Genomic DNA, 24682 nt, shown 5'->3' with positions numbered 1-24682 from the left:
CAGCAGAACCAGCAGCAGAACCAGCAGCAGAACCAGCAGCAGAACCAGCAGCAGAACCAGCAGCAGAACCAGCAGCAGAACCAGCAGCAGAACCAGCAGCAGAACCAGCAGCAGAACCAGCAGCAGAGCCAGCAGCAGAGCCAGCAGCAGAGCCAGCAGCAGAGCCAGCAGCAGAGCCAGCAGCAGAGCCAGCAGCAGAGCCAGCAGCAGAGCCAGCAGCAGAGCCAGCAGCAACGATCCGGGCAGGGCAACCCCGCATCGATGCCCGCACGGCCCACCCAGCCGCCGGCAGCGGAGCAGCAGGCGCAGGCCGATGCCGCGCAGCGGCGTCGCATGCAGCAGGCACTGCACTCGTCATTGCCACCACCAGCCGCCGCCCCCACGCCGCCGGTGTCTGTTCCGCGGCAGGAAACGGCGGCGCAGCGCGAACGCCGGTTGGCCAATCAGGCGTGGCTGCAACGGGTACCCGATGACCCCGGGGCATTGCTGCGCGCGCGCTTCCAGCTGGAAGCACGCCGCCGGCAAGCGGGAGAGGCGCGATGAGTCGCGGCATCACCCGCTGGCTGCTGTGCCTGTTGCTGGTGGTGGTCGCGTGGCCGGCCGGCGCGCAGACGCGGGCATGGCTGGATCGTGCCGAGATCACCGTGGGCGAGGTGGTGGCGCTCAACATCGCCACCGACCAACGCGTGGAGGCCATCGACGATGCGCCATTGCGCGTGCAGTTCGACATCGGTGGGCAAAGCGTGCGACGCAACACCGTCTGGGAAAACGGCCATGGCCAGTCCAGCACGGTGTTCGCGGTGGGCCTGCGGCCGCGCGGGCCGGGGATCTTCGAGGTGCCGGCGCTGCGGGTGGGTGGCGCAATGACGCGGCCCCTGCGACTGGTGGTGCATGCGGCGGCGGTGGCACCCGCCAGCGCGGATGCGGATGTGTTCGTGGAAACCGACGTGGATGCCAGCCGCCCGTACGTGCAGCAATCGGTGGGGGTGACCGTGCGGTTGCACTACGCGGTGCCGCTGCTGTCCGGTCAGCTGGATCTGGAGGCACCGGCGCATGCCAGCCTGCAACGGGTGGGCGAAGACATCACGTATCCGCGCCTGCTGGGCGGGCGTCGCTACAACGTGGTGGAGCGGCGCTATCTGCTGGTTCCGGAACGCAGCGGCCCGCTGCTGCTGGCGGGCGCGCGCCTGAACGGATTGCTTGCCAACACCGCGGCGGGTGGCTTGTTCATGGAGGATACGCGCCCGGTGGCCGCCGCCGCGCCCGCCCGCGCCTTGCAGGTGTTGCCGGTTCCGGCAGGTGCACCAACGCCATGGTTGCCGCTGCACGCCTTCACCCTGCGCTACCTGCAGCAACCGCGGCAAGCATGGGTCGGGCAGGCGGCCACGGTGGATGTCGAGGCCGTGGCCGATGGCGCCACGCCCGCGCAGATGCCTGCGCTGGAATGGCCGGCGACGGCCGGCGTGCAGGTGTTTCCCGAACCGCCGCAGGTGGAGGAGGGCTTCGTCAACGGACGTCCGCGCGCCACCGTGCGCCGCCGCTTCGCGCTGGTGCCGGGGCATGCCGGGCAGATGCTGATCCCGGGGCCGCGCGTGCGGTGGTGGAACGCGGACCTGCAAGCCGCGCGCGTGGCGGAATTGCCGCCGTTGCAACTCCAGGTCGTGCCGGGTGCCGTCCCCGTTGGCGGCCCGGCGCCGGCCACGCTGGCAACCGTGCCGAAGCGGGCCGTGCCGATTCCGCCGCGCCGGCAGGCATGGGGAGACTGGGCATGGGGATGGCTGGCATGGGCGGTGATCCTGCCGGTGGCGTGGCTGGCGTGGGGAGGGCGTCGACGGGCGGTGAGCGCGCGTCGGCTTGCACCTACCGCAGGCCCGACCCTGGCAGAGGCACTGCGCGCCGGGGGGTTGACCGACATCGCCCAGGCCCTGGCACACGCGGCCAGGGTGCCGGGTGATGACATGGAGGCGGTGTGCCGGCGTCTGCCGGACGCCGCGCAAGCCGATGCGGTGCGACAGATGCAGGCGGCACGCTGGGGACAAGGCGATCCACAGGAGGCTTTGCAGGCCCTGCGCAAGGCGTTTTCCGGCGGCGCGCGTTGGCGGCGGACGCACCAGGGCGGCAAATCCCTGCTGCCGCCGTTGTATCCGGACTAGGCGACAAGCTTTGTTAAGCTGCCGGTTTCGCCCGCCCCGCGAGCCACGCATGCACACTCTCGACACCACTCCCACGCCGCCCGCCAAAGGCCTGCCGCTGCACTACAAGGTGTTGATCGGCTTCGTGCTGGGCACCCTGTTGGGACTGGCCGCCCATGCCTATGCCACGGATGCCGCGTGGATCCATGGCGTGATCGACTACGCCACCAAGCCGTTCGGGCAGATCTTCCTCAACCTGCTGTTCATGCTGGTGGTGCCGCTGATTTTCTCGGCACTGGTGCTGGGCGTGGCGGAGCTGGGCGACATCGCCGCATTGGGGCGACTGGGCTGGAAAACCCTGATCTACACCGCCACCGTGACCGCTGCGGCGGTGGGCGTGGGGCTGCTCTGCGTCAACCTGTTCCAACCCGGCATGCACATGGATGCCGCGTTGGTGCAGAAAATCCTCAGCGGCAACACCCTCAAGGCCGGCGAGATCGTCAGCAAGGGCAACGAGCTGCGGCTGATGGATCTGCTGGTCAACATCGTGCCGCACAACATCGTCGGCGCGATGGCGGACGACAAGCAGAAGCTCGGCATCGTGTTCTTCGCGCTGATGATCGGCATCGGCCTGGTGATGAAGCCGACCGCCGGCACGCAGGCGTTCAAGAACGCGATGCATGGGTTGTTCGAAATCTGCATGCACCTGATCGGGCTGTTCATCCGCCTGGCCCCGTACGCGGTGGCGGCGTTCATGTTCAACCTGACCTTCCAGCTGGGCTGGGACGTGATCCGCAGCCTGGTGTGGTTCGTGGTGACGGTGCTGGTGGCGCTGGGCATCCATGGGTTCGTGGTGATTCCGCTGTGGCTGCGGCTGATGGGCAAGATGTCGCCGCGCACCTTCTTCCGTGAAACCCAGGAAGCCACCCTGACCGCGTTTGCCACCGCGTCGTCCACCGCCACCCTGCCGGTCACGTTGCGGGTGGCGGAAGAGAACCTGAAGCTGCCGCGCAAGGTCTCGCGGTTCGTGCTGACGGTGGGTGCCTCCGCCAACCACCACGGTACCGCGCTGTTCGAGGGCATCACCGTGCTGTTCCTGGCGCAGGTCTACGGCCTGCACCTGCCCCTGACCCAGCAACTGATGGTGCTGGTGCTGTGCATCCTGGGCGGCATCGGCACGGCCGGCATCCCGTCCGGTTCGCTGCCGGTGATCGCGATGATCTGCGGCATCATCGGCATCGACCCGGCCGGCATCGGCATCATCATCGGCGTCAACACCTTCCTCGACATGTGCCGCACCTCGCTCAACGTCACCGGCGACCTGGCCACTGCGGTGGTGGTGGCGCACCGCAGCGGCGAGAAAGACCTGGACGATGCGGCACTGGAGAAGCTGGACGAGATCGTGCGCTGAGGCCGTTGCCGGCTGGCTTCACTCCAGCAACGAGCGCAACATCCACGCGTATTTCTCGTGGGTTTGCAGGCGCTGGGTGAGCAGGTCGGCGGTGGGGTCGTCGCCGGCGGCATCCGCAGTCTTCAGCACCTTGCGCGCACAGCGGCAGACCGCTTCGTTGCCGGCCACCAGATGGGTGACCATGGCGCGCCAGTCGGAACTGTCCTGCGCGGCCGGCGGCTCGCCCAGCGTGGCCAGCGCGGCGAATTCGGCATAACTGCCCGGGGCCTTGAAGCCCAGCGCACGGATGCGTTCGGCGATGGCGTCCAGCGCGGTCCATTGTTCGGTGTATTGCACTTCGAACATGACGTGCAGGGTGTTGAACATCGGCCCGGTCACGTTCCAGTGGAAGCTGTGGGTGGTCAGGTACAGGGTGTAGCTGTCGGCCAGGAAGCGCGACAGGCCGTGAGCGATGTGCTCGCGATCGCGCTTGCCAATGCCGATGTCGATGCCGGGGGCCGCCTCGGCCGGCCGGGATTTGCCGGTAGCGGGGGACGCTTTCTGCTTGGCCATGACCAACTCCTGCTGCACGGGAAAAGGGGCTTGCGGCGACAATACGCCTTCCCAACGTCGGCTTGAAATCGACATTCACTGTTTGCAGGATCGATGGAACCTATTGCGCCAACCGCCCAGTCCGCCACCGCGCCGTCGCCCCGGTCGGCGCGCAAGCGCATCGACGCTGCCTTGACCCGCGATCGCGGGCGCTTGCTGGGGCTGTGGAAGCGTTGGGATGCCAAACCTGCCGATGCCGCGTTGCAGACCGCGTTCATGCAGGCACTGGACGCCTCGCTGGCAATGCGCGCGCGCCGTGTCGCGGCGTTGCCGGCCGCGCGCGTGGACGAGACGCTGCCGATCGCCGCGCACGCCGACGAGATCGTGACGCTGATCCGCAAACACCAGGTGGTGGTGATCGCCGGCGAAACCGGCAGCGGCAAGACCACGCAATTGCCCAAACTGTGCCTGGCCGCCGGGCGCGGCGCGGCCGGGATGATCGGCTGCACCCAGCCGCGTCGACTGGCGGCGCGCTCGGTGGCGCGGCGGGTGGCCGAAGAGTTGCAGGTGCCGCTGGGCGGCGCGGTTGGGTTCCAGGTGCGCTTCAACGATGCGGTGAGCGAGCAGACCGCGGTGAAGTTCATGACCGACGGCATCCTGCTGGCGGAAATCCAGAACGACCGCTGGTTGTCGAAGTACGACACCCTCATCATCGACGAGGCGCACGAGCGCAGCCTCAACATCGATTTCCTGCTCGGCTACCTCAAGCAGCTGCTGCCGCGCCGGCCCGACCTCAAGCTGATCGTCACCTCGGCCACGATTGATACGGCGCGCTTTGCCGAGCATTTCGGCGGCGCGCCGGTGGTCAGCGTGGAAGGGCGCGGCTACCCGGTGGAGATGCGCTACCGCCCGCTGGGTGAGCCGGCGCGTGCCGGCGGACAACTTGTCCGCCGCGCCGGCGAACGCCCGGCCACGGATGGCCGGGCAGGGCGATCCGAAGGTGGCGAGGTTTCGCCAAGGATGGCGGCGGAATCGTTGGAAGGAGCGGGCGAGCGCACGATCGTCGACGGCATCGTCGCCGCCTGCGACGAGATCCAGCGCGAGAAGTCCATCGGCGACGTGCTGATCTTCCTGCCCGGCGAGCGCGAGATCCGCGACGTGCACCGCGCGCTGGAGGCACGCAAATACCGGCACACCGAGGTGCTGCCGCTGTACGCACGGCTGTCGACCAAGGATCAGGACCGGGTGTTCCACCCAGGCTCGCAGCGGCGCATCGTGCTGGCTACCAACGTGGCGGAAACCTCGCTGACGGTGCCGCGCATCCACTACGTGGTCGATCCCGGCGTGGCGCGGGTCAAGCGCTACAGCCCGCGCCAGAAGCTCGACCGCCTGCATATCGAAGACATTTCGCAGGCCAGCGCCAACCAGCGCGCCGGCCGCTGCGGGCGGATCGCGCCGGGCACCTGCTTTCGGCTGTATTCGGAAGCCGATTTCGCCGCACGCGCCGAATTCACCGATCCGGAAATCCGTCGCGCCGCGCTGGCCGGGGTGATCTTGCGGATGCTGGCCTTGGGGCTGGGCGAGATCGAGCAGTTTCCCTTCCTCGAGCCACCCGATTCGCGCGCGATCGCCGACGGCTGGCAGCAGTTGGGCGAGCTGGGCGCGATCGACGCCCAGCGCAAGCTCACCGCGACCGGGCGGGCGATGGCCAAGCTGCCGATCGACGTCAAGCTGGCGCGCATGCTGGTGGCCGCGCGCGCGCACGGCGTGCAGACCGAAATGCTGGTGATCGCCAGCTTCCTCGGCGTGCAGGATCCGCGCGAACGCCCGGCCGATGCCCGCGCCGCCGCCGATGCCGCGCACGCGCAGTTCGCGGATACGAAGTCCGAATTCATCGGCATCCTCAAGCTGTGGCAGGCCTACCACGACGCACACGCCGAGCTGACCCAGTCGCAGCTGCGCAAATGGGCCGACAAGCACTTCCTCGGCTTCCTGCGCCTGCGCGAATGGTGGGAGCTGCACCGGCAGCTGAAGCTGCTGTGCGAGGAAACGGGGTCAGGTTCACTTCCTGCGAAAACTGAACCTGACCCCGTTTCCTACGCCGCCCTCCACCGCGCCCTGCTGGCCGGCCTGCCCACCCAGATCGGCCACCGCGGCGACAAGGGCCTGTACGACGGCCCGCGCGGCCGCAAATTCGCGCTGTTTCCCGGCTCGAAGCTGGCGTCGAAGCCGCCGCCGTGGGTGCTCACCGCCAATCTGCTGGACACCGAAAAAGTGTGGGCGCTGACCAATGCCGCGATCGAGCCGGACTGGGCGATCGCCGAGCTGCCGCATCTGCTGTCGCGCCGCCAGCACGACCCGCACTGGTCGCGTGCGCAGGGGCGGGTGCTGGGCAGCGAGCAGATCTCGCTGTTCGGGCTGGTTTTGGCACCGAAGAAGCCGGTGCACTACGGCGCGCTGTTTCCCGAGGAGAGCCGCGCGATCTTCGTGCGCGAGGCGCTGCTGACCGGCGAGATCAATACCCGCAGCGCTTTTCTGGCGCGCAATCTGCGCACGCTGGAATTGGCGCAGCAAGAAGAAGCCAAACAGCGCCGCGTGGGGCTGGTGGTGGACGAAGACTGGCAGGCGCGCTGGTATCTGGACCGGCTGCCGGCGCATGTGCACAACACGCAGGCGCTGGATGCCTGGTACGGAAAATTGTCGAAGGCTGAAAAGGCTGCGCTGGAGTGGAGCCGCGACGACCTGCTGGTGGCCGACCAGAGCGATGCCGCACGCTTCCCGGCCTGTTTGCCCTTGGGCGATGCGCGGCTGGCGGTGCAGTACCGCTTCGAGCCGGGCGCGGTGGACGACGGCATGACCGTGGCGGTGCCGCTGCACCTGCTCAATGCGCTGGACGCGGCAAGGCTGTCGTGGCTGGCACCGGGTTTCGTGGAGAACAAGGCGACCGCGCTGATCCGCGCATTGCCGAAGGCGCTGCGGCGCAACTTCGTGCCGGCACCGGATTTCGCCCGCGCCTTCGCGGAAGCATTCGCGCAACCGGACGCGGACAGCATCGAAGGCGCGCTGGCGAAGTTCCTGAAGAAGCTCTCCGGCGTGGAGGTCTCCGCGCTGGAGTTCGATGCCGCCGCCATCGAGCCGCATCTGCGCGCCAACCTGCGCCTGCTGGATGGCAAGGCGGTTCTCGCCGAATCACGTGATCTCGATGACCTGCGCAACCGCTTCGGCGAACGCGCGGCGCAGGCGTTCGCCCGCCTCGCGGCGCAAGGCATGGCGCAGGCGGGCATGGCCACGTTCCCACATACGCCGGTGCCGTTGTCTGTGCCCGGTGCCGGCGGCGTGCCGGCGTACCCGGCCTTGCAAGACGATGGCAGCACGGTGTCGCTGGCTTTGCACGCGCAGCGCGAGGTGGCCGAACGCCTGCACCCGCAGGGCGTGCGTCGGTTATTGGCCATTGCGCTGGCCGACAAATGCAAGCAGGCGCGCAAGCAACTGCCGATCCAGCCCAAGCTGTCGCTGCTGTACGCGGCGATCGAATCGAATGCGCCGCGCAAGGAGGAAAGGGGGTCAGAGTCACTTTTCCTTCGCCACGGGGGCAAGGCCGTGAAGCAGGGATGGAAAAGTGACTCCGACCCCCTTTCCCGCGACCGCCTGCGTGCGGATCTGGTCGAGGGGGCATTCGCCGCACTGACGGAAACAGGCCTGTTGGAGGTGCGTGATGCCGAAGCTTTTTCACGGCGGGCGGAGGCCATCGGCAAGGCGCTGTTCGGCGAGGCGATGGCGCGGCTCAGGCAGGCGGAAGCCATCCTGTCGCTGGTGGCCGAAGTACGCGCCAAGCTGGAATCGAAACTGATCGGCTGGGCACGCGCCAACCTCGATGACATGCAGGCACAGCTCGACGCGCTGGCTGCACCGGGCTTTTTGCGCAACACGTCGGCCACTGCACTGGCGGACTATCCGCGCTGGTTGAAGGCGCTCTCGCTGCGTGCCGAACGCGCCCAACGCGATCCGGTGCGCGACCAGCAGCGGATGCTGGAACTGGCGCCGTTCACTGCCGTGCTGGCTGCCGCCGATCCCGCCGACCCGGAAGCCATCGCATTGCGCTGGGAGCTGGAGGAACTGCGCGTGCAACTGTTCGCGCAGGAATTGGGCGCGAAGGGAGGCGTGTCGCCGAAGCGGCTGGCCGCGCGGGTGGCGCGGCTGGGCTTGCGCTGAGGGCGCGTCAGTCGTCGGTGCGTTCGCCGAGCAGTTCGCGCTGGCTGCGTTCCAGCTCTTCCGCATAACGCTTGCGTACGAAGCGTTCGGACAGCACGCCCAGTACCCGGCGATGTTCGTCCACCACGGCCAGTTCGTCGCTTTGGCTGCGGTCGAATTGGCGCATGATGGCAAGCGCATCGGCATCTTCCGCCAGTGCCAGGTCGCGGCTTTGCGCATGCTCCGCAACCAGCGATTGCGGCTTGACGCGGTCGGCATAGATGTCGGCCAGGACCACGATGCCGGCGTAGCCGCCAGCGGCATCCACCAGCACGATGCGGGTGGTGGCGCCCAATGGCAGGCGCTGGCGCACCTCGGCCACGCTCATCGCCGCCGGCAAGGTGATCGGCCCGCGCCGCATCATCACCCCGGCGGTGAGGTTGCGGACCCAGCCGACATCACGCGCACTCTTGATCTCGGCACCCCGCAGGTGGAAACGCCAGGTGGAGAACGAGAAACCGAAAATCTGCCGGGTCATCGCGCTGGATACCAGCACGGCGGCGATGGCCGCACTGGTCAGCGCGAAATCGTGGGTGCCTTCCAGCACCAGCATCGCCATCGTCATCGGTGCACCGACGATCGATGCCGCCAGGGCCGCCATGCCGATCAGCGCCGCGCCGGTGACGTCCAGTGGTGGATGACCGAAGGCCAGCCCCAGCAATTTGGCCACCACCGCGCCCAGCAGCGAGCCGGTGAACAGCGAAGCGAAAAACAAGCCGCCGCGAAAGCCAAAACCCAGCGAAATGGCCGAGGCCAGGCTCTTGAGCAACAGCAGCAATGCCAGCCAGCGCAAGGGCTCGTTCGCGGTCAAGTCCAGGTGTTGTGCACCGTGGCCGGACGACAGCACCTGCGGGGTCAGCATCGCCAGTGGAATCAGCAGCAGGCCGCCAATGGCGGGCCGCAGCCAGCGCGGCAGGCCGGTGCGTTCCACTCCCTGTTCGATCAAGGTCACCAGCCGCATGATCGCCACTCCCGCCAATGCACTGGCCACGCCCAGCAGGATGTACAGCGCGTAATCGCGGAATTCCAGGCCGATGTCGGTGGGGGGCGGCAGCATCGCCAGCTGCGCGCCGGCAGCCGCACGCACGGCCACCGCGCCCAGCACCGCCACCGCAACCGGGGCCAGCGCCGCCGGGGTGTAGGCGCCGATGACGATTTCGAAGCCATAGAACGCGCCTGCCAGTGGCGCATCGAACGCTGCCGCAATGGCTGCCGCTGCCCCGGTTCCCACCAGGATGCGGATGTCGGCACGGCGCAGGCGCAGGATGCGGCCCAATTGCGAGCCGGCCCCGGCTCCCATCTGCGCATACGCCGCCTCCAGCCCCACCGAGGCACCGCAGCCATTGGAGAGGATGGTCTGGGTGGCCACGATCAGGTTGTCGCGCATCGACATCCGCCCGCCGTGCAGGGCATTGGCTTCCACCGCGTCCACCAATTGCCGTTTGCGTGCGCGTGCGGCCAGGCTGATCAAGCCGATCGGCAGCCCGAACAAGGGCAGCGCCAGCAATTTCCACGGTGCCAGATGTGGCAGCGAGCTGAGCCGGTCGTCACCATCCGACAAGCCATACCACCATGCTTGCAGGCCGTGGGCCAGCGCGCCCTGCAGCAGCGACAGGCCGCCCGCCAGCAAGCCCACCAGCAGGGCCAGCACCAGGAAGGCATCATGACGGGTGCGAAACACCTCGCGCACTGCGGAGGTGAACGAGCGTACATGCTTGCGCGCGGACGTCAGCTCGGTCTCGAAGGGCATGCAGGGAGGCGATGGCGCGAAGGAGAGGCGGTCTAGGGTAACGCCGGATCAAGCACTTGCGTGTTGATGCATGGGGCGAGGGGCGCAATGCTGGCCGCTGCGGCCGTGTGCGGCTACTGTAAGCCCATGCCCAAGGGAATCGACACCATCACCTGCACCGACGCCCTGGCGCGGTTGCCGAAAGACGCATTGCCACCGGCGCTGGCAGCGTTGTGGCGCGAGCATGCCGAGGCTGGCGCACCGATGCGCGACCGTGCCGACGTGCTGGCCGATACCCTGGCCATCTTGGCATCGCTCAATGCCGATAGCGAAGTGCTGGCCGCCACCTTGCTGGATGCGCTGGTGGACATCGAGGCTCTTGCGCAGGCCGCCAAGCTGGCGGTGCCCGAGCGATTGCATGTGCTGCTGGAAGGCCAGCGTGCTTCCAGCCGGGTGTGGGCGCTGCATCGCAGCCACGGCGGTGGCCGCAACCCGGAAGGCATGCGCCGGCTGTTGCTGGCCTTGGTGCGTGATTTGCGGGTGATCCCCATTGTGTTGGCGCGGCAACTCTCGCGCATGCGCGCGGCGTGGCGGCTGCCGCTGGACGAGCAGCACGCGCTGGCGAAGATGACCCGCGACATCCATGCGCCGCTGGCCAACCGGCTGGGCATCTGGCAATTGAAGTGGGAGCTGGAAGACCTCGCGTTTCGTGCCCTGCAAACCGACGACTATTTGCGCATCGCGCAATCGCTGGACGACAACCGCAGCGGGCGCGAACGCTATATCGAACAGGTCAAGGCGCAACTGCGCGAGATGGTTGCAGCCAACGGCATCGAGGCCGACATCGCCGGCCGCCCCAAGCACATCTACAGCATCTGGAAAAAGATGCAGCGCAAGGCGCTGCCCATCGAAGAGTTGTACGACCTGCGCGCACTGCGCGTACTGGTGGACGACGTGCCCACCTGCTACGCCGTGTTGGGTTTGGTGCATGCGCTGTGGGTGCCCATCCCCAGCGAATTCGACGACTACGTGGCGCGGCCCAAGCCCAATGGGTATCGATCGCTGCACACGGCGGTCATCGGCCCCGAGGGCAAGACCGTGGAGGTGCAAATCCGCACCCGCGACATGCACGCGCAGTCGGAATTGGGCGTGGCCGCGCATTGGCGCTACAAGGAGGGCAGCAGTGCCGGCGGTGCGGCCATGGACAAGCGCATCGCATGGATGCGCAAATTGCTGGAGCAAGCCGCCGAGGCGGCAGGCGAGGGCGAGGCCGCGCCGTTGCAGGGCATCGACAGCGACCTGGTCGAAGACCGCGTGTATGCCCTCACGCCGAAAGGCGAGGTGATCGACCTGCCGCAGGGCGGCACCGTGCTGGACTTCGCCTATGCCATCCACAGCATGGTGGGCCACCGCTGCCGAGGCGCGAAGGTCGATGGCCGCATCGTGCCCTTGACCCACGCATTGAAAACCGGCGAGCGGGTGGAAATCCTCACCGGGAAAGTGGCCGAACCGCGCCGTGACTGGCTGCAGCCCAGCAGTGGCTTCCTGGCCAGCAGCCGCTCGCGCGACAAGGTGCGGGCGTGGTTCAACAAACTCGACCGTGCGCAAAACCTGAAAGACGGCCGCGAGCTGCTGGACCGCGACCTGCGCCGGATGGGTCTGCTGCACGCGGACTTGGCACCGGTGCTGGGCAAGTTCAACGCGCAAACCGAAGACGATTTGCTGGTGTTGGTGGCGTTGGGCGATGTCGGCCCCACCCAGGTGGGGCGTGCCCTGCTGGAACTCGAAAAAGCCACGCAGGAACCCGAGCCCCCGGCGCTGCCGGCCTTGCCGGCGAAGGCTGCGGCCCCGGCTTCGCCCGGCGCGGGCACGGTGACGGTGCAGGGCGTGGATAACCTGCTGGTGCAGGTGGCGCGTTGTTGCCAGCCCTTGCCCGGCGAGACCATCGTGGGCTACCTCACCCGCAGCCGCGGGGTGAGTGTGCACCGGCCAGATTGCGCCGCTTTTCTGCGGTTGGCCGGCAAGGAGCCGGCGCGGGTGCTGCCGGTGGAATGGGGCGCACGCCGCAGCGGCCAGCAAGTGGCCATCCAGATCGACGGCATCGACCGCAAGTGGCTGCTGAAAGACATCACCACCCTGGTGGCGCAGGTGGGGGTGCATGTGCTGAGCATGCAGTCGGAACAAACCCGCAACGGCGTGCGCGTGCGCTTGCAGGCGCGGATTGCCGATTTCGAACAACTGGGCCTGCTGCTGGCACGGCTGGAAGCACTGCCCGGCGTGGCCACCGCGCGTCGCGCATGAACCGCCGCGCCGGTGGGCAAGCCTTGCGCACGCGCTGGCACGGCCTGCCGCTGCGGCTGCGGCGTGGGCTGCAAGCAGGGGCCGGGGCCGCGCTGCTGGTGGTGCTGCTGGCGGTGCTGCTGCGCGACCCGTTGGGCCGCTGGCTGTGGCCTGACCCGCGTTACGACGCGCTGCGCCAACGCGGCGAAAGCGCGTTGCTGGCCGGCAAGCTGACGGCTGCCGACGGCAGTGGCGCGCGGGAATTGTTCGAAGCCGCATTGGCCCTGCAACCCGATCAACTGGAAGCACGCGACGGCCTGGCGCGGGTGGCGGCGGTGGCGCTGGCGCGTGCCGAGGCACGCTTGCAGGCGGGGGATTACGTGCAGGCACAGGCTGCACTGCAATTGGCGCGCGAGCTGCAAGCGCCGCAGGTGCGCATCGCGCCGCTGGACGCCAAGTTGCGCGCGGCGCAGGCGCGGGCAACGGGTGTCGGCGCGTTGCTGGTGCGGGCGCACGCGGCGTTGCTGGCCGGGCATTTCGACGACGGCGAGGCGGCGGCGCTGCCGCTCTACCAGCAGGTCCTGCAGGCGCAACCGCGCAACCAGCCCGCACTGGAAGGCCGCGAGGATGCGCTGGAAGGACTGTTGCGGCCGGCTCCGGCGGCCTTGGCGCGCGGGGATCTGGCGCAGGCGGTGGGCTTGCTGCGGCGCGCGGAGGCGTTCGATCCCGGGTATCCCGGCTTGCCCGCGCTGCACGCCGGGGTGGCGCGCGCGCTGGAGGCGCAGGAGCGTGGCATCCGCCAGCAGCTGGCGCGCGGGCGGGTGGAAGCGGCGGCGCAGGCCTGCCAGCAGCTGGGTGAACTGGAGCTGCCGCCGCCGTCGGGCGTGTGCGGCGCACCGCTGGGGGATGCCTTGCTGCGCGCCGCCGATGCGGCGGTTGCGGATTTTCGTTTCGATGCCGCGCAGCAATGGCTGGCGGCGGCCAGTGCCGCCGGTGTCGCCGCCGATCGCGTGCAGCAGGTGGATGCGCACCTGCGGCGTGCCCGGCAGGGTGCCATGCAGCTGCCGCAGGCCACCGTGCGAAGCGGCCGGTCATCGGTGCCGAAGCTGTTGAAGCGGGCCGCGCGGGCGCAGGCGCAAGGGCATTGGCTGACACCGCCGGGTGCCAGCGCATGGGATGCCCTGCGCGCGGCCCGGGCGTTGGCACCGCGCGACCCGCGCGTGCAGGCGGCTACTCGCGCGATGCTGGCAGCGGCGCGGCAGTGCCATGCGACGGCGTTGCGCGACAACAGCCTCGGGCGCGCGCGCGAGTGCCTGGACGCGTGGCGGCAGCTGTCGCCGGACGATGCCGGCGTGTTGGCGGCGCGGCGTCGCCTGGCAGCCCGCTGGCTGGCGGTGGGCGACGACCGGCTTGGTGGCGGGGACGTGCGTGGCGCGCGCGAAGCCTTGCAGCGTGCGCGCGACATCGATGCCGCGGTACCCGGCATCGACGTGCTGGCGGAGCGGCTGGCGCGTACGCAAGCACCGGCACAAGCGCCGGCACAAGCGCCGGCACAAGCGCCGGCACAACCACCCGTGCGCTGAAACCCTGCCTCAATCGAGGAACAGTGCGCGCACCACGGCGCGTGCCGCATCCTCGGAAAAATACCGGGCCACGTTGGCACGCCCGCCTTCCGCAAGGCGCTGCCACAGCGCGGCGTCGTCATGCAGGCGCAGCACCGCGTGCGCGAATGCCGCGGCGGTATCCGCCACCAGCACGTCGTCGCCATCACGCAGGTGCATGCCCTCGGCCGCACACGGCGTGGCCACCACCGGCAGGCCGTGCGCCATCGCCTGGTTGACCTTGCCCTTCACGCCGGCACCGTAGCGCAGCGGTGCCACCGAGACGCGGCAACCGTCGAGCCACGGTTGCAGGTTGGGCACGTGGCCATGCACGGTGATGCCGGGGATCGCCGCCAGCGCCGCCACCGCCGGCGGCGCATCCGCACCGATGCAATGCAGGCGCATGCCGGGCGCACGGGCGCGGATCAGCGGGAAGACCTCGGTGGCGAACCAGCATGCCGCATCCACGTTCGGTGGATGGCGGAAGCCGCCGACGAACAGCAGGTCGCGACGCGCCGGAAACCCGGGCCCCGGCGCTGCCAGCCGATGCAGGTTGGAAAGCACTTCCACCCGCGCCTGCGGCTGCGCCTGCAACAGCAGCGCCTGCTCCTCGGCACTGACCACCACGGTGGCATCGGCCTGCGCCATCACCGCCAGCTCGTGCGTGCGGGTGCGGGCCGCCGCCCGCAGCGCCGCGGCATCGCCGGCCAGGTGCGCGGCGCGCTGTTCGCGCAGGTGATGCAGGTCCACGGTATCGAACAGCCTGCGTGCTTGCGGTGCGCATGCCCGCAACAACGGGAAGACCTCGGCGGCCACGTAGTGCCGGCACGCCATCGCGACCTGGAAGCGCGGCCCGTGTGCGCGCAGCCAGGCGGGCAGGCGGGTGGCGTCGGGGGCATGCCAACACTCCACGCCCAGCGCCTGCAACGCGTGCGTGGCGTCGCCATCGGCGCGCAGGTTGGCGGGCACGAACACCACGTGCGCGCCCTCGTCGCGCAACAGCCGGATCAGGTTGAACAGCCGCAACGAACCGGAATCCCGGTCCGGGCGGGGCGTGTTGGCATCGACCAGCAACACTTGGCGCTGCCGGCGATGCAGCAGCGCGGGGGTGGGCGGGGTGCCGGCCGGCAGGTGCCGGCGCAGCGGTTCCGCCCAGACCTCCGCGAAAATCGCGCGATTGCGCACCTGCGCGGCCTTCGGCCCGCTGCCGGTATCGGTGCCGGCGGTGACGCCCTCGGCGTGCACCACCACGCTGGCCGGTTGGTACAGCACGCGGTGGCCGGCCGCGCGCACCTTGAATGCCAGGTCGGTGTCTTCGTAATAGGCCGGCGCGTAGCGCGCATCGAACCCGCCCAGTTGCCGGAACAGTGCGGCGGGAATGGCGATGGCGGCACCGCTGAGATAGTCGGCATCGCGCAGGTAGGCGTACCGGCAATGCGCGGGGTCGTCGAAGCGGCCGTAATTCCAGCCGCTGCCGTCGGCGAACACCACCCCGCCGGCTTCCTGCAAGCGGCCATCCGGATACACCAGCCGCGCCCCTGCCAGCCCGGTGCCGGGATGCTGGTCGAAGGTGGCCAGCAGTGCGTCCAGCCAGCCGGGTTGCGGCACGGTGTCGTTGTTGAGGAAGGCGAGGAATTCGCCACGCGCCAGGGCCGCACCATCATTGCAGGCGGCGATGAAGCCGCCATTGCAGGCACGCGCGTGCAGTCGCAGGCCGGCGATGTGTTGCAGGGTTTGCAGGCTGGCGTCGGGGGAGCCGTCATCCACCACGATCACTTCGAAAGGCGTGGCGGGCGGATGGGCGGCCAACGCGCGCAGGCAGGCCAGCGTATGCGCAAGCGCGCCGTGCACGGGGATCACGATGCTGGCGCGCGGTGCCGTCGCGGTGGGCAGCGCGAATGGCGCGAAGGCGCTGGCGGGCGGCGCGTACAGGGACAGCCGGGGCGGCAGGGTGGACGGCCGCAGTCGTTGCCACAGCAGGCGCGCGCTGGCGGCCATCCCGCGCGTGCGCAGGCTGGCCTGGACGCGCTGCCACCAGCGGCCGATGCGTCGCCACCAAAAGCCCGCGTCCCCGGGAACCGGCATGCGGCTGAACTCCTGCGCAAGATGGGGGAAATGCCGACGCGGCCGCCACGATGGCTGCGCTAGACTCGCCGTGTTTCCATTGTCGCATCCAGCCGCCAACACCCGACCATGCCCCGCATCCAAGACGAAGAAGACGAATTGCGCGACGACGATGACGGCGATGCGGGTGGTTCCGGCGGTGACGGTTGGCGGCGACGCCTGCTGGTCTGGGGGCTGGCGGCCAGCGCATTGCTGCTGGGCTTCCTCATCCCCTATCTGCTGTACCTGAATCACGAAGTCGGCGAGCGTTTCGGCCAGCTGCGCTGGCAGGTGCCCACCCGCGTCTACGCGCGTCCGCTGGTGTTGCGCACGGGGCTGGCGATGGACGCGCCGACCCTGCAATTCGAACTGGAGGCCGCCGGCTATCGCGCCGGCGACGGCCAGCGTGCCGGCAGCTATGCGCACGCGGGCGGGCGCTGGCGGATTTCCAGCCGCGGTTATGCCGACGTCGACGGGCGGGTGGCACCGATGGCGCTGGATGTCGTGCTGGCGGGCAGCGAGGTGGCGGGCATCCGCGATGTCGCCGGCCGCCGCGCGTTGCGCAGTGCGCGGCTGGACCCGGCGCGGATCGCCACGCTGTACGGGCAGAACCAGGAAGAGCGCCGGCTGGTGCGCATCGACGAGGTGCCGGAACTGCTGGTGACCGGCTTGCAGGCGGTGGAAGACCGCGATTTCAACCACCACATCGGCATCGATTTCAGCGGCATGCTGCGCGCCGCCTTCGTCAACGTGAAGTCCGGCGGCGACACCCGCCAAGGCGCCAGCACGCTCACCCAGCAATTGGCGCGCAGCGGCTTGCTGGGCATCGGCAAGGAACAGACCTTCTCGCGCAAGTTCAAGGAGATCCTGTTCGCGCTGCTGCTGGAGGCACGCTACGACAAGCGCACCATCCTCGAGGCCTATCTCAACCAGGTGGATCTTGGCCAGCGCGGCGCGCAATCCATTCGCGGTGTGGCCGCCGCTTCCGAATTCTGGTTCGGGCGCGACCTCAAGGACTTGTCGACCGAGCAGGTGGCGCTGTTGATCGGCATGGTCAAGGGGCCGAGCTGGTACAACCCGCGGCGCAATCCGGACCGCGCCACCGGGCGTCGCAACTTCGTGCTGGCGCAGATGCTGCAAACGCATCTGATCGACGCCAGGGAATACCAGCGCGCACTCGCCGCGCCATTGGGTGTCACCGCCAATGCGGGCAATCTCGCCGCCAATCGCTTTCCCGCCTATGTCGACCTGGTGCGCAAGCAGTTGGCGCGGGACTACCCGGCGGACAAATTGTCCGGTGCCGGGCTGGCGGTGATGACCGGGATGTCGCCCTCGTCGCAGGCACGGGCCGAGGCGGCGGTGACGCGTACCCTGCAAGCCCTGGGCACCAAGGGCCGGCCGCCGCTGGAAGCGGGGCTGGTGATGACCGACGTGCACGATGGCGACGTGCTGGCGGTGGTCGGCAGCCGCGATTACACCGAGCCCGGGTTCAATCGTGCGATCGATGCGCGCCGGCCGGTCGGCTCGCTGCTCAAGCCGTTCGTCTACCTGCTGGCGCTGGCGCAACCGGAGAAGTGGTCGCTGGCCAGCACCATCAGCGATGCCCCGGTGGACATCGGCCTGGGCCAGGGGCGCACCTGGCATCCGGGCAATTCCGATGGCCGCAGCCATGGCGACGTGCACCTGATGGATGCGCTGGCGCAGAGCTACAACATCGCCACGGTCCGCTTGGGGATGGCGGTGCAGCCGCAGCGGCTGGCGGGCCTGATCCGTTCGCTGGCCGGCATCGAGGCTGCGCCGCAGCCCTCTTTGATCCTGGGGGCGGTGGACCAGAGCCCCTACGCCATGGCCCAGCTCTACCAGTTCCTGGCCTCGGGTGGCGAAATCCAGCCGCTGCATGCGGTGCGTGGCGTGCTGGACGCGCAAGGCCGCACCATCAAGCGCTATGACAGCGATGCGCCACCGGCGCAGCCGGGGGATGCCGTGGCTGCGCGGCTGGTGGGCAGCGCCCTGCAATACGTGGTGACCGCCGGCACCGCGCGCGCGCTGCTGCGCGGCGGCCTGGGCCGGCTGGCCCCGGCGGGCAAGACCGGCACCAGCAACGACAGCCGCGACAGCTGGTTTGCCGGCTATACCGGCGACCACCTGGCGGTGGTGTGGGTAGGCAATGACCAGAACCAGCCCACCGGCTTGTACGGTGCAACCGGCGGCATGCGGGTCTGGGCGGAGATCTTTGCCCACCAGCCCAGTGCCCCGCTGCGGCTGTCCGGCGCGGGCGTGGACTGGCGCTGGGTACTGGACGGCCAAAGCACCGACGATGATTGCCCCGGTGCGCGCCGCTTCCCGTTCGTCGCCGGCCATGCCCCGGGTTACCAGGCGTGCCAATACACCCCGCCGCAGGAACTGGACGAGTTCGGCAACCCCCTGCCGCCGGCGGACGGCGAGGCGGCGGACGGTCCGCTGGCACGCGCCGGCGATGCCATCCGCAACTTTTTCGGCGGTGGCGATCCGGCCAGGCCGGCCCCGCCGGCAGCGGCCCCGCCGCCACCGGCGCGGCCCACGCCGTGAATGCCGCGCAGCCCGCCCGGTCACGGCTTGGGCAGGCCAGCGCAGCGGCACTGATGGAGGGTGCCGCGCTGGCGCAAGCCCTGCCCGGTTTCCGCCCGCGCCCGGCGCAGCAGCGGCTGGCGGTGGCGGTGGCGGATGCGTTCGAACAGCGCGAGGTGCTGCTGGCCGAAGCCGGTACCGGCACCGGCAAGACCTTCGCCTATCTGGTGCCGGCGCTGCTGTCGGGGATGAAGACGATTGTCTCCACCGGCACCCGTGCGTTGCAGGACCAGCTCTATCTGCGTGACCTGCCACGCGTGCGCGAGGCGCTGGGCGTGGGCCTGAAGACCGCGTTGCTGAAGGGGCGCGCCAACTACCTGTGCCGCTACCGGCTGGAGCAGGCCAAGGGCGAACCACGGTTCACCACCCGCGAGCAGGCCAGCCAGTTCCAGCGGATCGTTGCCTGGAGCGGCCGTACCCGCAGCGGCGACATGGCGGAGATGGAATCGCTGGCGGAGGATTCGCCGCTGCTGCCGCTGGTCACCTCCACCGCCGACAACTGCCTGGGAACCGAGTGCCCGTTCTGGAGCGACTGCTTCGTGGTGCAGGCGCGCCAGCGTGCACAGGTGGCCGACCTGGTGGTGGTCAACCACCACCTGCTGCTGGCCGACCTGGCCCTGAAGCAGGAAGGCTTCGGCGAGATCCTGCCGGGCGCGCAGGCGTTCATCGTCGACGAGGCCCACCAGCTGCCGGAGCTGGCCGCGCAGTTCTTCGGCGAAGGGCTGGGTGCCCGTCCACTGGTGGAACTGGCGCGCGATGCGGTGTCCGAGTGCAAGGACGTGCCGGGCGCGCTGGCCGCAGTGCAGGAGCCGGCGCGCGCGCTGGAAGCCGCCACCCGCGCACTGCGTGCGGCGATGGACAACCTGCCGCTGCGCGGCACCGCCTGGCGGGCGCTGGATGAAGTGGATGTGGAACCGGCCCTGCGTGCCGTGCTGCAGTCTCTGCAAGACTTGCAGGACGTCTTGGCCCCCTTGCGGCAGGCCGCGCCGGGCCTCGATGCCTGCCACGTGCGTGCGCATGACCAGCTGGGGCGGTTGCAGCGCTGGTTGGGCGAGAAGGAAACGGGGTCAGGTTCAGTTCCCGATGACGTTTGCCGGGCATCGGCAAAAACTGTGTCGGAAAGTGAACCTGACCCCGTTTCCCTTTCGGTGCACTGGTACGAACTCACCCCACGCGGCTTTCGCTTTCAACGCACGCCCTTGGATGTTTCGGCTCCGCTGCGCGCCCATCGTGAGCAATCCAATGCCGCGTGGGTGTTCACTTCCGCCACGCTGGCGGTGGCCGGCAAATTCGAACACATGGCGCAGCGGCTGGGGATCACGCATGCGCGCGAGTTGATCGAACCCAGCCCGTTCGACTGGGACCGCCAGGCCTTGTGCTACCTGCCGCCCCACCTGCCGGAGCCGGCCAATCGCGCATTCGGCCAGGCGGTACTGGACGCCGTGCGGCCGGTGCTGGAGGCGTCCGGCGGGCGAGCGTTCCTGCTGTTCGCTTCGCACCGCGCGCTGCGCGAGGCCGCCGACGCGCTGCGCGATGCGCCGTGGCCGCTGTTCGTGCAGGGCAGCGAGCCGCGCCACGTGCTGCTGCAACGGTTCCGCGAGTCCGGCAACGGCGTGCTGCTGGGCACCGCCAGCTTCCGCGAAGGGGTGGACGTGGCCGGCGATGCGCTGTCGGTGGTGGTGATCGACAAGCTGCCATTCGCTGCCCCTGACGACCCGGTGTTCGAGGCGCGGTTGGACGCGATTCGGCGCGCTGGCGGCAACCCGTTCCGCGACGAACAGGTGCCACAGGCGGTGATCGCGCTCAAACAGGGCGCAGGCCGCCTGATCCGCACCGAAACCGACCGCGGCGTGCTGGTGCTGTGCGACCCGCGCCTGCTGGGCAAGTCCTACGGCAAGACCTTCCTCGATTCACTGCCGCCGTTGCCGCGGGTACGCGACGTGAAGGCCGTGCAGGCATTCTTCGCGGATAATTGAAGCCATGAGACTGCTTGCATTCGAGACTTCCACCGAAGCCTGTTCGGTTGCCGTGTCCGTCGATGGGCGGGTGCTGGAGCGCTTCGAACTCGCCCCGCGCCGGCATACCGAACTGGCCCTGCCGTGGGCGGAGGCGCTGCTGGCGGAGGCCGGCATCACCCGTCGGCAGCTCGACGCCGTTGCCGTCGGGCGCGGCCCCGGCGCCTTCACCGGCGTCCGCCTGGCGATCGCGGTGGGACAGGGCATCGCGCTGGCACTGGACCTGCCGCTGGTGCCGGTGTCCACCCTGGCGGCGCTGGCGATGCGCGGTGCGGGCGAGCGCTGCATTGCCGCGATCGACGCCCGCATGGGCGAGGTCTACCTGGGGCGGTTTGCCCGCGCGGGCGCGGGTGTCCGCGCCTTGTCCACTGAAGTGGTGGTGCGGCCCGAGCTTGCGGAGCTGCCCGATGGCGACGGCTGGCACGGCGTGGGGACCGGCTTTGGCGCGGCGGACAATGCGCTGCCGGCGCGTTTCGGCCAGCGCCTGGCGGCGGTGGATGCACAGGCGCTGCCGCATGCGGCAGACGTGGCGCAACTGGCGGCACTGGCGCTTGCCGGTGGTGAAGGGCTTGCCCCGGAACGGGTGGAGCCGGCCTACCTGCGCAACGACGTGGCCCTCACGCTGGCACAGCAGCAGGCTCGCCGCGCCTGAGCGCCCCGCACGGCATCCCGCTTTTGGCTATGCTCAATGCATGGACGTTGCCGCAGGGGGAAACGTGAAAGTCCGGATGTTGACGTGGGTGATGCTGCTGGCCGTGCTGCCGGCACTGGCGGAGGACGTGCCCTTCAACGGGCGCACCCTGCAGGTGGATGCCGAGCAGGAGGCGCGACCGATCCTGCGCATGGCCAGTTCCCGCTACAGCATCAACCGCTCCGCCGAGCAGTTGGTGAACCAGGCACAGGCCTGCCTGGCCACCGTGGCCGGGGCAACGGCGGGTACCGCCGATCCGGCACAGGGCAGCCTGCAGGGCAGCCTGCAAGTGAACTACCGCGCCCGGTTCGCGTCGTTCACCGCGCGCAGCCAGCTGCGGATGGAGGCCGGCAATGGTTACTTCCAGTTCGTGCAGACCGACCTGACCGAAACCCAGGACGGTGGTACCGATGCGAACGCGCAGGGCGGACCCATCTCGCAGAAAGCCTCGGGCTGGGAGAAAGCGGTGGGGGCACTGGCGCAGAGCGAGGACAAGCTGGTCGACTGCCTGTATCGGTAGCGCGGGGCCGCTTCAGCGGTCGATCAGTTCGCCCCCCGGCATGAATTGCCAGGTGCGGGTGACGTGCAGGATGTCCGGGTCATCCACCGTCTTCGGCAGGGGCGCGAACGGTGCCGACAGCCGCACGATGCGCTCGGCGGCGTCATCCAGCATCGGGATATGGCTGGATTGCACGATGCGGATGCTCTCCACGCTGCCGTCGCGGCGTACCCCCACGCTGATCACCACCAACCCGCCGATATGGCGGCGGCGGGCTTCGTCCGGGTAGTTCAGGTTGCCCACGCGCTCCACCCGGTCCACCCAGCCGCGCAGGTACTGCGCCCAGGCGTATTCCTTGGTGCTGGCGGAGACGAACTTGCGCTTCGGGCGTTTGGCGTATTCGGCCGAGCGCAGCTGGATTTCCGCCGCCAACCGCGCCATTTCGATGTCGTGATCGATTTTCTCGCGCCCCGGCGGCAACGGCTCCGGGCGGGCATCGGGGCGCGCCGACGGCAGTGGCACGGCGGTGTCCGCGCGCGTTGCACTCACCACCCGGGTCTGCGGCGGCGGGCTGGGGGCGGGCGTCTGGGCGTGCAAGGGGCGCGGTGCCAGCCCGTCTTTCGGTTGCGGCAGCGGGCCGGCCTGCGGGGCACCGGGGCGGTTGGACGTGTCGTGTTCGCCGCCCCCTTGGTTGTTGGCCTGGGCCAGGAAGTCGGCCTGCGCCGGCGTCAGCGGCGTCTGCGTGCGGGTCTGGATCACGTCGAGGGTGGGTACCAGCGGCGCGGCGTCTTCCAGGGTGAAACCGATGCCGAGGATGACTGCGGCGTGCAACAGCAGCGACAGCACCACCGTGGCGCGCAACCGTTCGCTGTCGCCGATCCGGGGCGGCGCCGGCGTGGCCGGAGCGGGTGCGACGGTCGTCATCCGGCGTGAAGGCGAGATTCGATGCAGTCGAACAGGCGGCCGGCGATGTTCAGGCCGAATTGCGCGTCCAGCTCGCGGATGCAGGTGGGGCTGGTGACGTTGACTTCGGTGAGGGAGTCGCCGATCACGTCGAGGCCGACGAACAGCATGCCGCGCCGCTTCATCTCCGGCCCGACCTGCGCCGCGATCCAGCGGTCGCGCGCGCTCAGCGGGCGGCCCTCGCCGCGGCCGCCGGCGGCCAGGTTGCCGCGGAACTCGTCGCCCTGCGGGATGCGGGCGAGGCAGTAATCGACCGGCTCGCCGTCGACCAGCAGGATGCGCTTGTCGCCGTCCACGATCTCCGGCAGGTAGCGCTGGGCGATGGCGAGGTGGCGGCCGCCTTCGGTCAGTGTCTCCAGGATCACGTTCAGGTTCGCTTCCCCGGCGCGGGCGCGGAAGATCGAGCGTCCGCCCATGCCGTCCAGCGGCTTCAGCACCGCCTCGCCCTGCGCCTGGACGAAGGCCTTGAGCGCGGCGGCATCGCGGCTGACCAGGGTGGGCGGGCAGCATTGCGGGAACAGCAGCGCCGCCAGCTTCTCGTTGAAGTCGCGCAGGCCCTGCGGGTCGTTCACCACCAGCGCGCCCTGCGCTTGCGCCAGCCCGAGGATCTGGGTGTCGTGCAGATAGGCGGCATCCACCGGCGGGTCGGTGCGCATCAGCACGGCCTGTCCGGGGCCGAACTCGAGCGTGCCCCAGTCGCCCAGCGTGTAGTGGTCGCCCTGCGCCTCGCGGACTGCCAGCGGTGCCACGGTGGCGACGGCGCGGCCGTCGCGCACCGCCAGCCCGCCGGGGCGGACATAGTGCAGGCGATGCCCGCGCCGCTGGGCTTCCAGCAGCATGGCGAAGGTGGAGTCCTTGGCGGTCTTGATGGAGCCGATGGGGTCCATCACCACCACCACATCAAGGGCTGGAAGGTGCGACATGGGTGCGTCCCGTGGGGGGTGGCGGGATGGTAGCAGGCGGCGCGGCGCAGCCCCGGCGGCCACATGATGCTTGACACGTCGGCCACGGGCTGGGATATAGACAGTCCGCAACGCGCGCAGACGCGGCGGTTGGCATTGGCGCAAGGGGATTACATGGCGCAGCAGGACGGCACCGACGGCAGCCTCAAGGGTTTGAGGGTGATGGTCATCGATGATTCCAGGACGATCCGGCGCACGGCGGAGACCCTGCTTGTGCGCGAGGGCTGCGAAGTGGCCACCGCCACCGACGGGTTCGAGGCCTTGTCGAAGATCGCCGACCACAACCCGCAGATCATCTTCGTCGACATCATGATGCCGCGGCTGGACGGCTACCAGACCTGCGCGCTGATCAAGAACAACCAGACGTACAAAAACGTGCCGGTGATCATGCTTTCGTCGAAGGACGGTTTGTTCGACAAGGCCCGAGGCCGTATCGTCGGCTCCGAGCAATACCTGACCAAGCCCTTCACCCGTGAAGAGTTGCTTGGCGCCATCCGCACGTACGTCAACGCCTGACCGGGGGGTAGGGCACTCATGGCACGCATTCTGCTGATCGAGGATTCGCCGACCGAAGCCGCGGTCATGGTGCAGTTGCTGGAACGCAACGGCCATCAGGTCACCACCTCCGGCAGTGCCGAGGACGGCATCGCCAGCTGCAAGCGCGACAAGCCGGACCTGGTGCTGATGGACATCATCCTGCCCGGCATGAACGGCTTCCAGGCCACCCGCGCGTTGACCCGCGATGCCGAAACCAGCCACATCCCGGTGCTCATCATCAGCACCAAGGGGCAGGAAACCGACCGCGTCTGGGGCATGCGCCAGGGTGCCAAGGACTACATCGCCAAACCGCCGCGCGAGAGTGACCTGGTGGCGCGGATCAACGCATTGATCGGGCACTGACCGCATG

At 69.3% G+C, this 24682-nt stretch carries 16 protein-coding genes and 1 pseudogene; 12 read left to right on the top strand and 5 right to left on the bottom strand.

Annotated elements, in window-relative coordinates:
- From ACE3OK_RS09690 to ACE3OK_RS09680, 3 genes and pseudogenes are all read left to right on the top strand, one after another.
- A pseudogene (locus ACE3OK_RS09690) lies at nucleotides 1-543 on the top strand (hypothetical protein); the annotation flags it as partial.
- Nucleotides 540-2153, top strand: a complete 1614-nt coding sequence (locus ACE3OK_RS09685) for a BatD family protein (protein ID WP_374249323.1) — start codon at nucleotides 540-542, stop codon at nucleotides 2151-2153. The pseudogene ACE3OK_RS09690 and the gene ACE3OK_RS09685, both read left to right, overlap by 4 nt.
- Nucleotides 2154-2202: 49 nt before the next feature.
- Nucleotides 2203-3543: a dicarboxylate/amino acid:cation symporter gene (locus ACE3OK_RS09680; protein ID WP_374249322.1), complete on the top strand. Its 1341-nt coding sequence runs from the start codon at nucleotides 2203-2205 to the stop codon at nucleotides 3541-3543.
- Between the two features lie 18 nt (nucleotides 3544-3561).
- Here ACE3OK_RS09680 and ACE3OK_RS09675 read toward each other — a convergent pair whose 3' ends face one another.
- Complete coding sequence (locus ACE3OK_RS09675; protein ID WP_374249321.1) at nucleotides 3562-4095, bottom strand: Dps family protein; 534 nt, start codon at nucleotides 4093-4095, stop codon at nucleotides 3562-3564.
- 93 nt (nucleotides 4096-4188) lie between these two features.
- Here ACE3OK_RS09675 and hrpA point away from each other — a divergent pair, with 93 nt between their 5' ends.
- Complete coding sequence (hrpA, locus tag ACE3OK_RS09670; protein WP_374249320.1) at nucleotides 4189-8286, top strand: ATP-dependent RNA helicase HrpA; 4098 nt, start codon at nucleotides 4189-4191, stop codon at nucleotides 8284-8286.
- Nucleotides 8287-8293: 7 nt separating this feature from the next.
- Here hrpA and ACE3OK_RS09665 read toward each other — a convergent pair whose 3' ends face one another.
- Complete coding sequence (locus ACE3OK_RS09665; protein WP_374249319.1) at nucleotides 8294-10075, bottom strand: chloride channel protein; 1782 nt, start codon at nucleotides 10073-10075, stop codon at nucleotides 8294-8296.
- A gap of 126 nt (nucleotides 10076-10201) precedes the next feature.
- Here ACE3OK_RS09665 and ACE3OK_RS09660 point away from each other — a divergent pair, with 126 nt between their 5' ends.
- Nucleotides 10202-12355: a bifunctional (p)ppGpp synthetase/guanosine-3',5'-bis(diphosphate) 3'-pyrophosphohydrolase gene (locus tag ACE3OK_RS09660; RefSeq protein ID WP_374249318.1), complete on the top strand. Its 2154-nt coding sequence runs from the start codon at nucleotides 10202-10204 to the stop codon at nucleotides 12353-12355.
- On the top strand, nucleotides 12352-13917 hold the full coding sequence (locus ACE3OK_RS09655) for a hypothetical protein (RefSeq protein WP_374249317.1): 1566 nt from the start codon (nucleotides 12352-12354) through the stop codon (nucleotides 13915-13917). The genes ACE3OK_RS09660 and ACE3OK_RS09655 overlap by 4 nt, the downstream gene beginning before the upstream one ends.
- A 9-nt stretch (nucleotides 13918-13926) precedes the next feature.
- Here ACE3OK_RS09655 and ACE3OK_RS09650 read toward each other — a convergent pair whose 3' ends face one another.
- Nucleotides 13927-16020 carry a glycosyltransferase gene (locus tag ACE3OK_RS09650; protein WP_374249316.1) on the bottom strand — a complete coding sequence of 698 codons (2094 nt, stop codon included), beginning with the start codon at nucleotides 16018-16020 and terminating at the stop codon, nucleotides 13927-13929.
- 108 nt (nucleotides 16021-16128) lie between these two features.
- Between ACE3OK_RS09650 and mrcB the strand changes: the two genes are divergently transcribed.
- From mrcB to ACE3OK_RS09630, 4 genes are all read left to right on the top strand, one after another.
- Nucleotides 16129-18606, top strand: coding sequence for a penicillin-binding protein 1B (gene mrcB / locus ACE3OK_RS09645; RefSeq protein ID WP_374249315.1), 2478 nt, complete (start codon nucleotides 16129-16131; stop codon nucleotides 18604-18606).
- A gap of 53 nt (nucleotides 18607-18659) precedes the next feature.
- Nucleotides 18660-20621: an ATP-dependent DNA helicase gene (locus ACE3OK_RS09640; protein WP_374249335.1), complete on the top strand. Its 1962-nt coding sequence runs from the start codon at nucleotides 18660-18662 to the stop codon at nucleotides 20619-20621.
- A 4-nt stretch (nucleotides 20622-20625) separates the two neighbouring features.
- Nucleotides 20626-21312 carry a tRNA (adenosine(37)-N6)-threonylcarbamoyltransferase complex dimerization subunit type 1 TsaB gene (gene tsaB / locus ACE3OK_RS09635; RefSeq protein WP_374249314.1) on the top strand — a complete coding sequence of 229 codons (687 nt, stop codon included), beginning with the start codon at nucleotides 20626-20628 and terminating at the stop codon, nucleotides 21310-21312.
- A gap of 76 nt (nucleotides 21313-21388) precedes the next feature.
- Nucleotides 21389-21871: a hypothetical protein gene (locus tag ACE3OK_RS09630; protein WP_374249313.1), complete on the top strand. Its 483-nt coding sequence runs from the start codon at nucleotides 21389-21391 to the stop codon at nucleotides 21869-21871.
- A 12-nt stretch (nucleotides 21872-21883) separates the two neighbouring features.
- On the opposite strand, the gene ACE3OK_RS09625 is transcribed toward ACE3OK_RS09630, so the two are convergent.
- Complete coding sequence (locus ACE3OK_RS09625; RefSeq protein WP_374249312.1) at nucleotides 21884-22774, bottom strand: TonB family protein; 891 nt, start codon at nucleotides 22772-22774, stop codon at nucleotides 21884-21886.
- A complete protein-coding gene (gshB, locus tag ACE3OK_RS09620) occupies nucleotides 22771-23736 on the bottom strand; it encodes a glutathione synthase (RefSeq protein WP_374249311.1) in 966 nt (321 codons plus the stop codon). Before gshB ends, ACE3OK_RS09625 begins: the two co-directional genes overlap by 4 nt.
- A 153-nt stretch (nucleotides 23737-23889) precedes the next feature.
- On the opposite strand from gshB, the gene pilG reads away from it, so the two are divergent.
- Both pilG and ACE3OK_RS09610 read left to right on the top strand, forming a co-directional pair.
- Nucleotides 23890-24291 (top strand): twitching motility response regulator PilG, encoded by a 402-nt coding sequence (gene pilG, locus ACE3OK_RS09615; RefSeq protein WP_374249334.1) that lies wholly within the window; start codon nucleotides 23890-23892, stop codon nucleotides 24289-24291.
- Nucleotides 24292-24309: 18 nt separating this feature from the next.
- The gene (locus tag ACE3OK_RS09610) at nucleotides 24310-24675 is read left to right on the top strand and encodes a response regulator transcription factor (protein ID WP_374249310.1); all 366 of its coding nucleotides are present in this window, start codon (nucleotides 24310-24312) and stop codon (nucleotides 24673-24675) included.
- The last annotated feature ends 7 nt before the right edge of the window (nucleotides 24676-24682 follow it).

The sequence above is a fragment of the Thermomonas sp. genome (genome assembly GCF_041905325.1).
Classification (GTDB): Bacteria; Pseudomonadota; Gammaproteobacteria; order Xanthomonadales; family Xanthomonadaceae; genus Thermomonas.
Note: the sequence above shows the minus strand (reverse complement) of the source record. Positions and strands in the feature narration are given on the sequence as shown.

Coding starts and splice junctions, on each gene's coding strand:
- ACE3OK_RS09655 (WP_374249317.1), top strand. CDS start 12,352: ATGAACCGCCGCGCCGGTGGGCAAGCCTTGCGCACGCGCTGGCACGGC.
- ACE3OK_RS09625 (WP_374249312.1), bottom strand. CDS start 22,774: ATGACGACCGTCGCACCCGCTCCGGCCACGCCGGCGCCGCCCCGGATC.
- ACE3OK_RS09680 (WP_374249322.1), top strand. CDS start 2,203: ATGCACACTCTCGACACCACTCCCACGCCGCCCGCCAAAGGCCTGCCG.
- ACE3OK_RS09650 (WP_374249316.1), bottom strand. CDS start 16,020: ATGCCGGTTCCCGGGGACGCGGGCTTTTGGTGGCGACGCATCGGCCGC.
- ACE3OK_RS09665 (WP_374249319.1), bottom strand. CDS start 10,075: ATGCCCTTCGAGACCGAGCTGACGTCCGCGCGCAAGCATGTACGCTCG.
- ACE3OK_RS09640 (WP_374249335.1), top strand. CDS start 18,660: ATGGAGGGTGCCGCGCTGGCGCAAGCCCTGCCCGGTTTCCGCCCGCGC.
- gshB (WP_374249311.1), bottom strand. CDS start 23,736: ATGTCGCACCTTCCAGCCCTTGATGTGGTGGTGGTGATGGACCCCATC.
- ACE3OK_RS09685 (WP_374249323.1), top strand. CDS start 540: ATGAGTCGCGGCATCACCCGCTGGCTGCTGTGCCTGTTGCTGGTGGTG.
- hrpA (WP_374249320.1), top strand. CDS start 4,189: ATGGAACCTATTGCGCCAACCGCCCAGTCCGCCACCGCGCCGTCGCCC.
- ACE3OK_RS09660 (WP_374249318.1), top strand. CDS start 10,202: ATGCCCAAGGGAATCGACACCATCACCTGCACCGACGCCCTGGCGCGG.
- tsaB (WP_374249314.1), top strand. CDS start 20,626: ATGAGACTGCTTGCATTCGAGACTTCCACCGAAGCCTGTTCGGTTGCC.
- pilG (WP_374249334.1), top strand. CDS start 23,890: ATGGCGCAGCAGGACGGCACCGACGGCAGCCTCAAGGGTTTGAGGGTG.
- ACE3OK_RS09610 (WP_374249310.1), top strand. CDS start 24,310: ATGGCACGCATTCTGCTGATCGAGGATTCGCCGACCGAAGCCGCGGTC.
- mrcB (WP_374249315.1), top strand. CDS start 16,129: ATGCCCCGCATCCAAGACGAAGAAGACGAATTGCGCGACGACGATGAC.
- ACE3OK_RS09630 (WP_374249313.1), top strand. CDS start 21,389: ATGTTGACGTGGGTGATGCTGCTGGCCGTGCTGCCGGCACTGGCGGAG.
- ACE3OK_RS09675 (WP_374249321.1), bottom strand. CDS start 4,095: ATGGCCAAGCAGAAAGCGTCCCCCGCTACCGGCAAATCCCGGCCGGCC.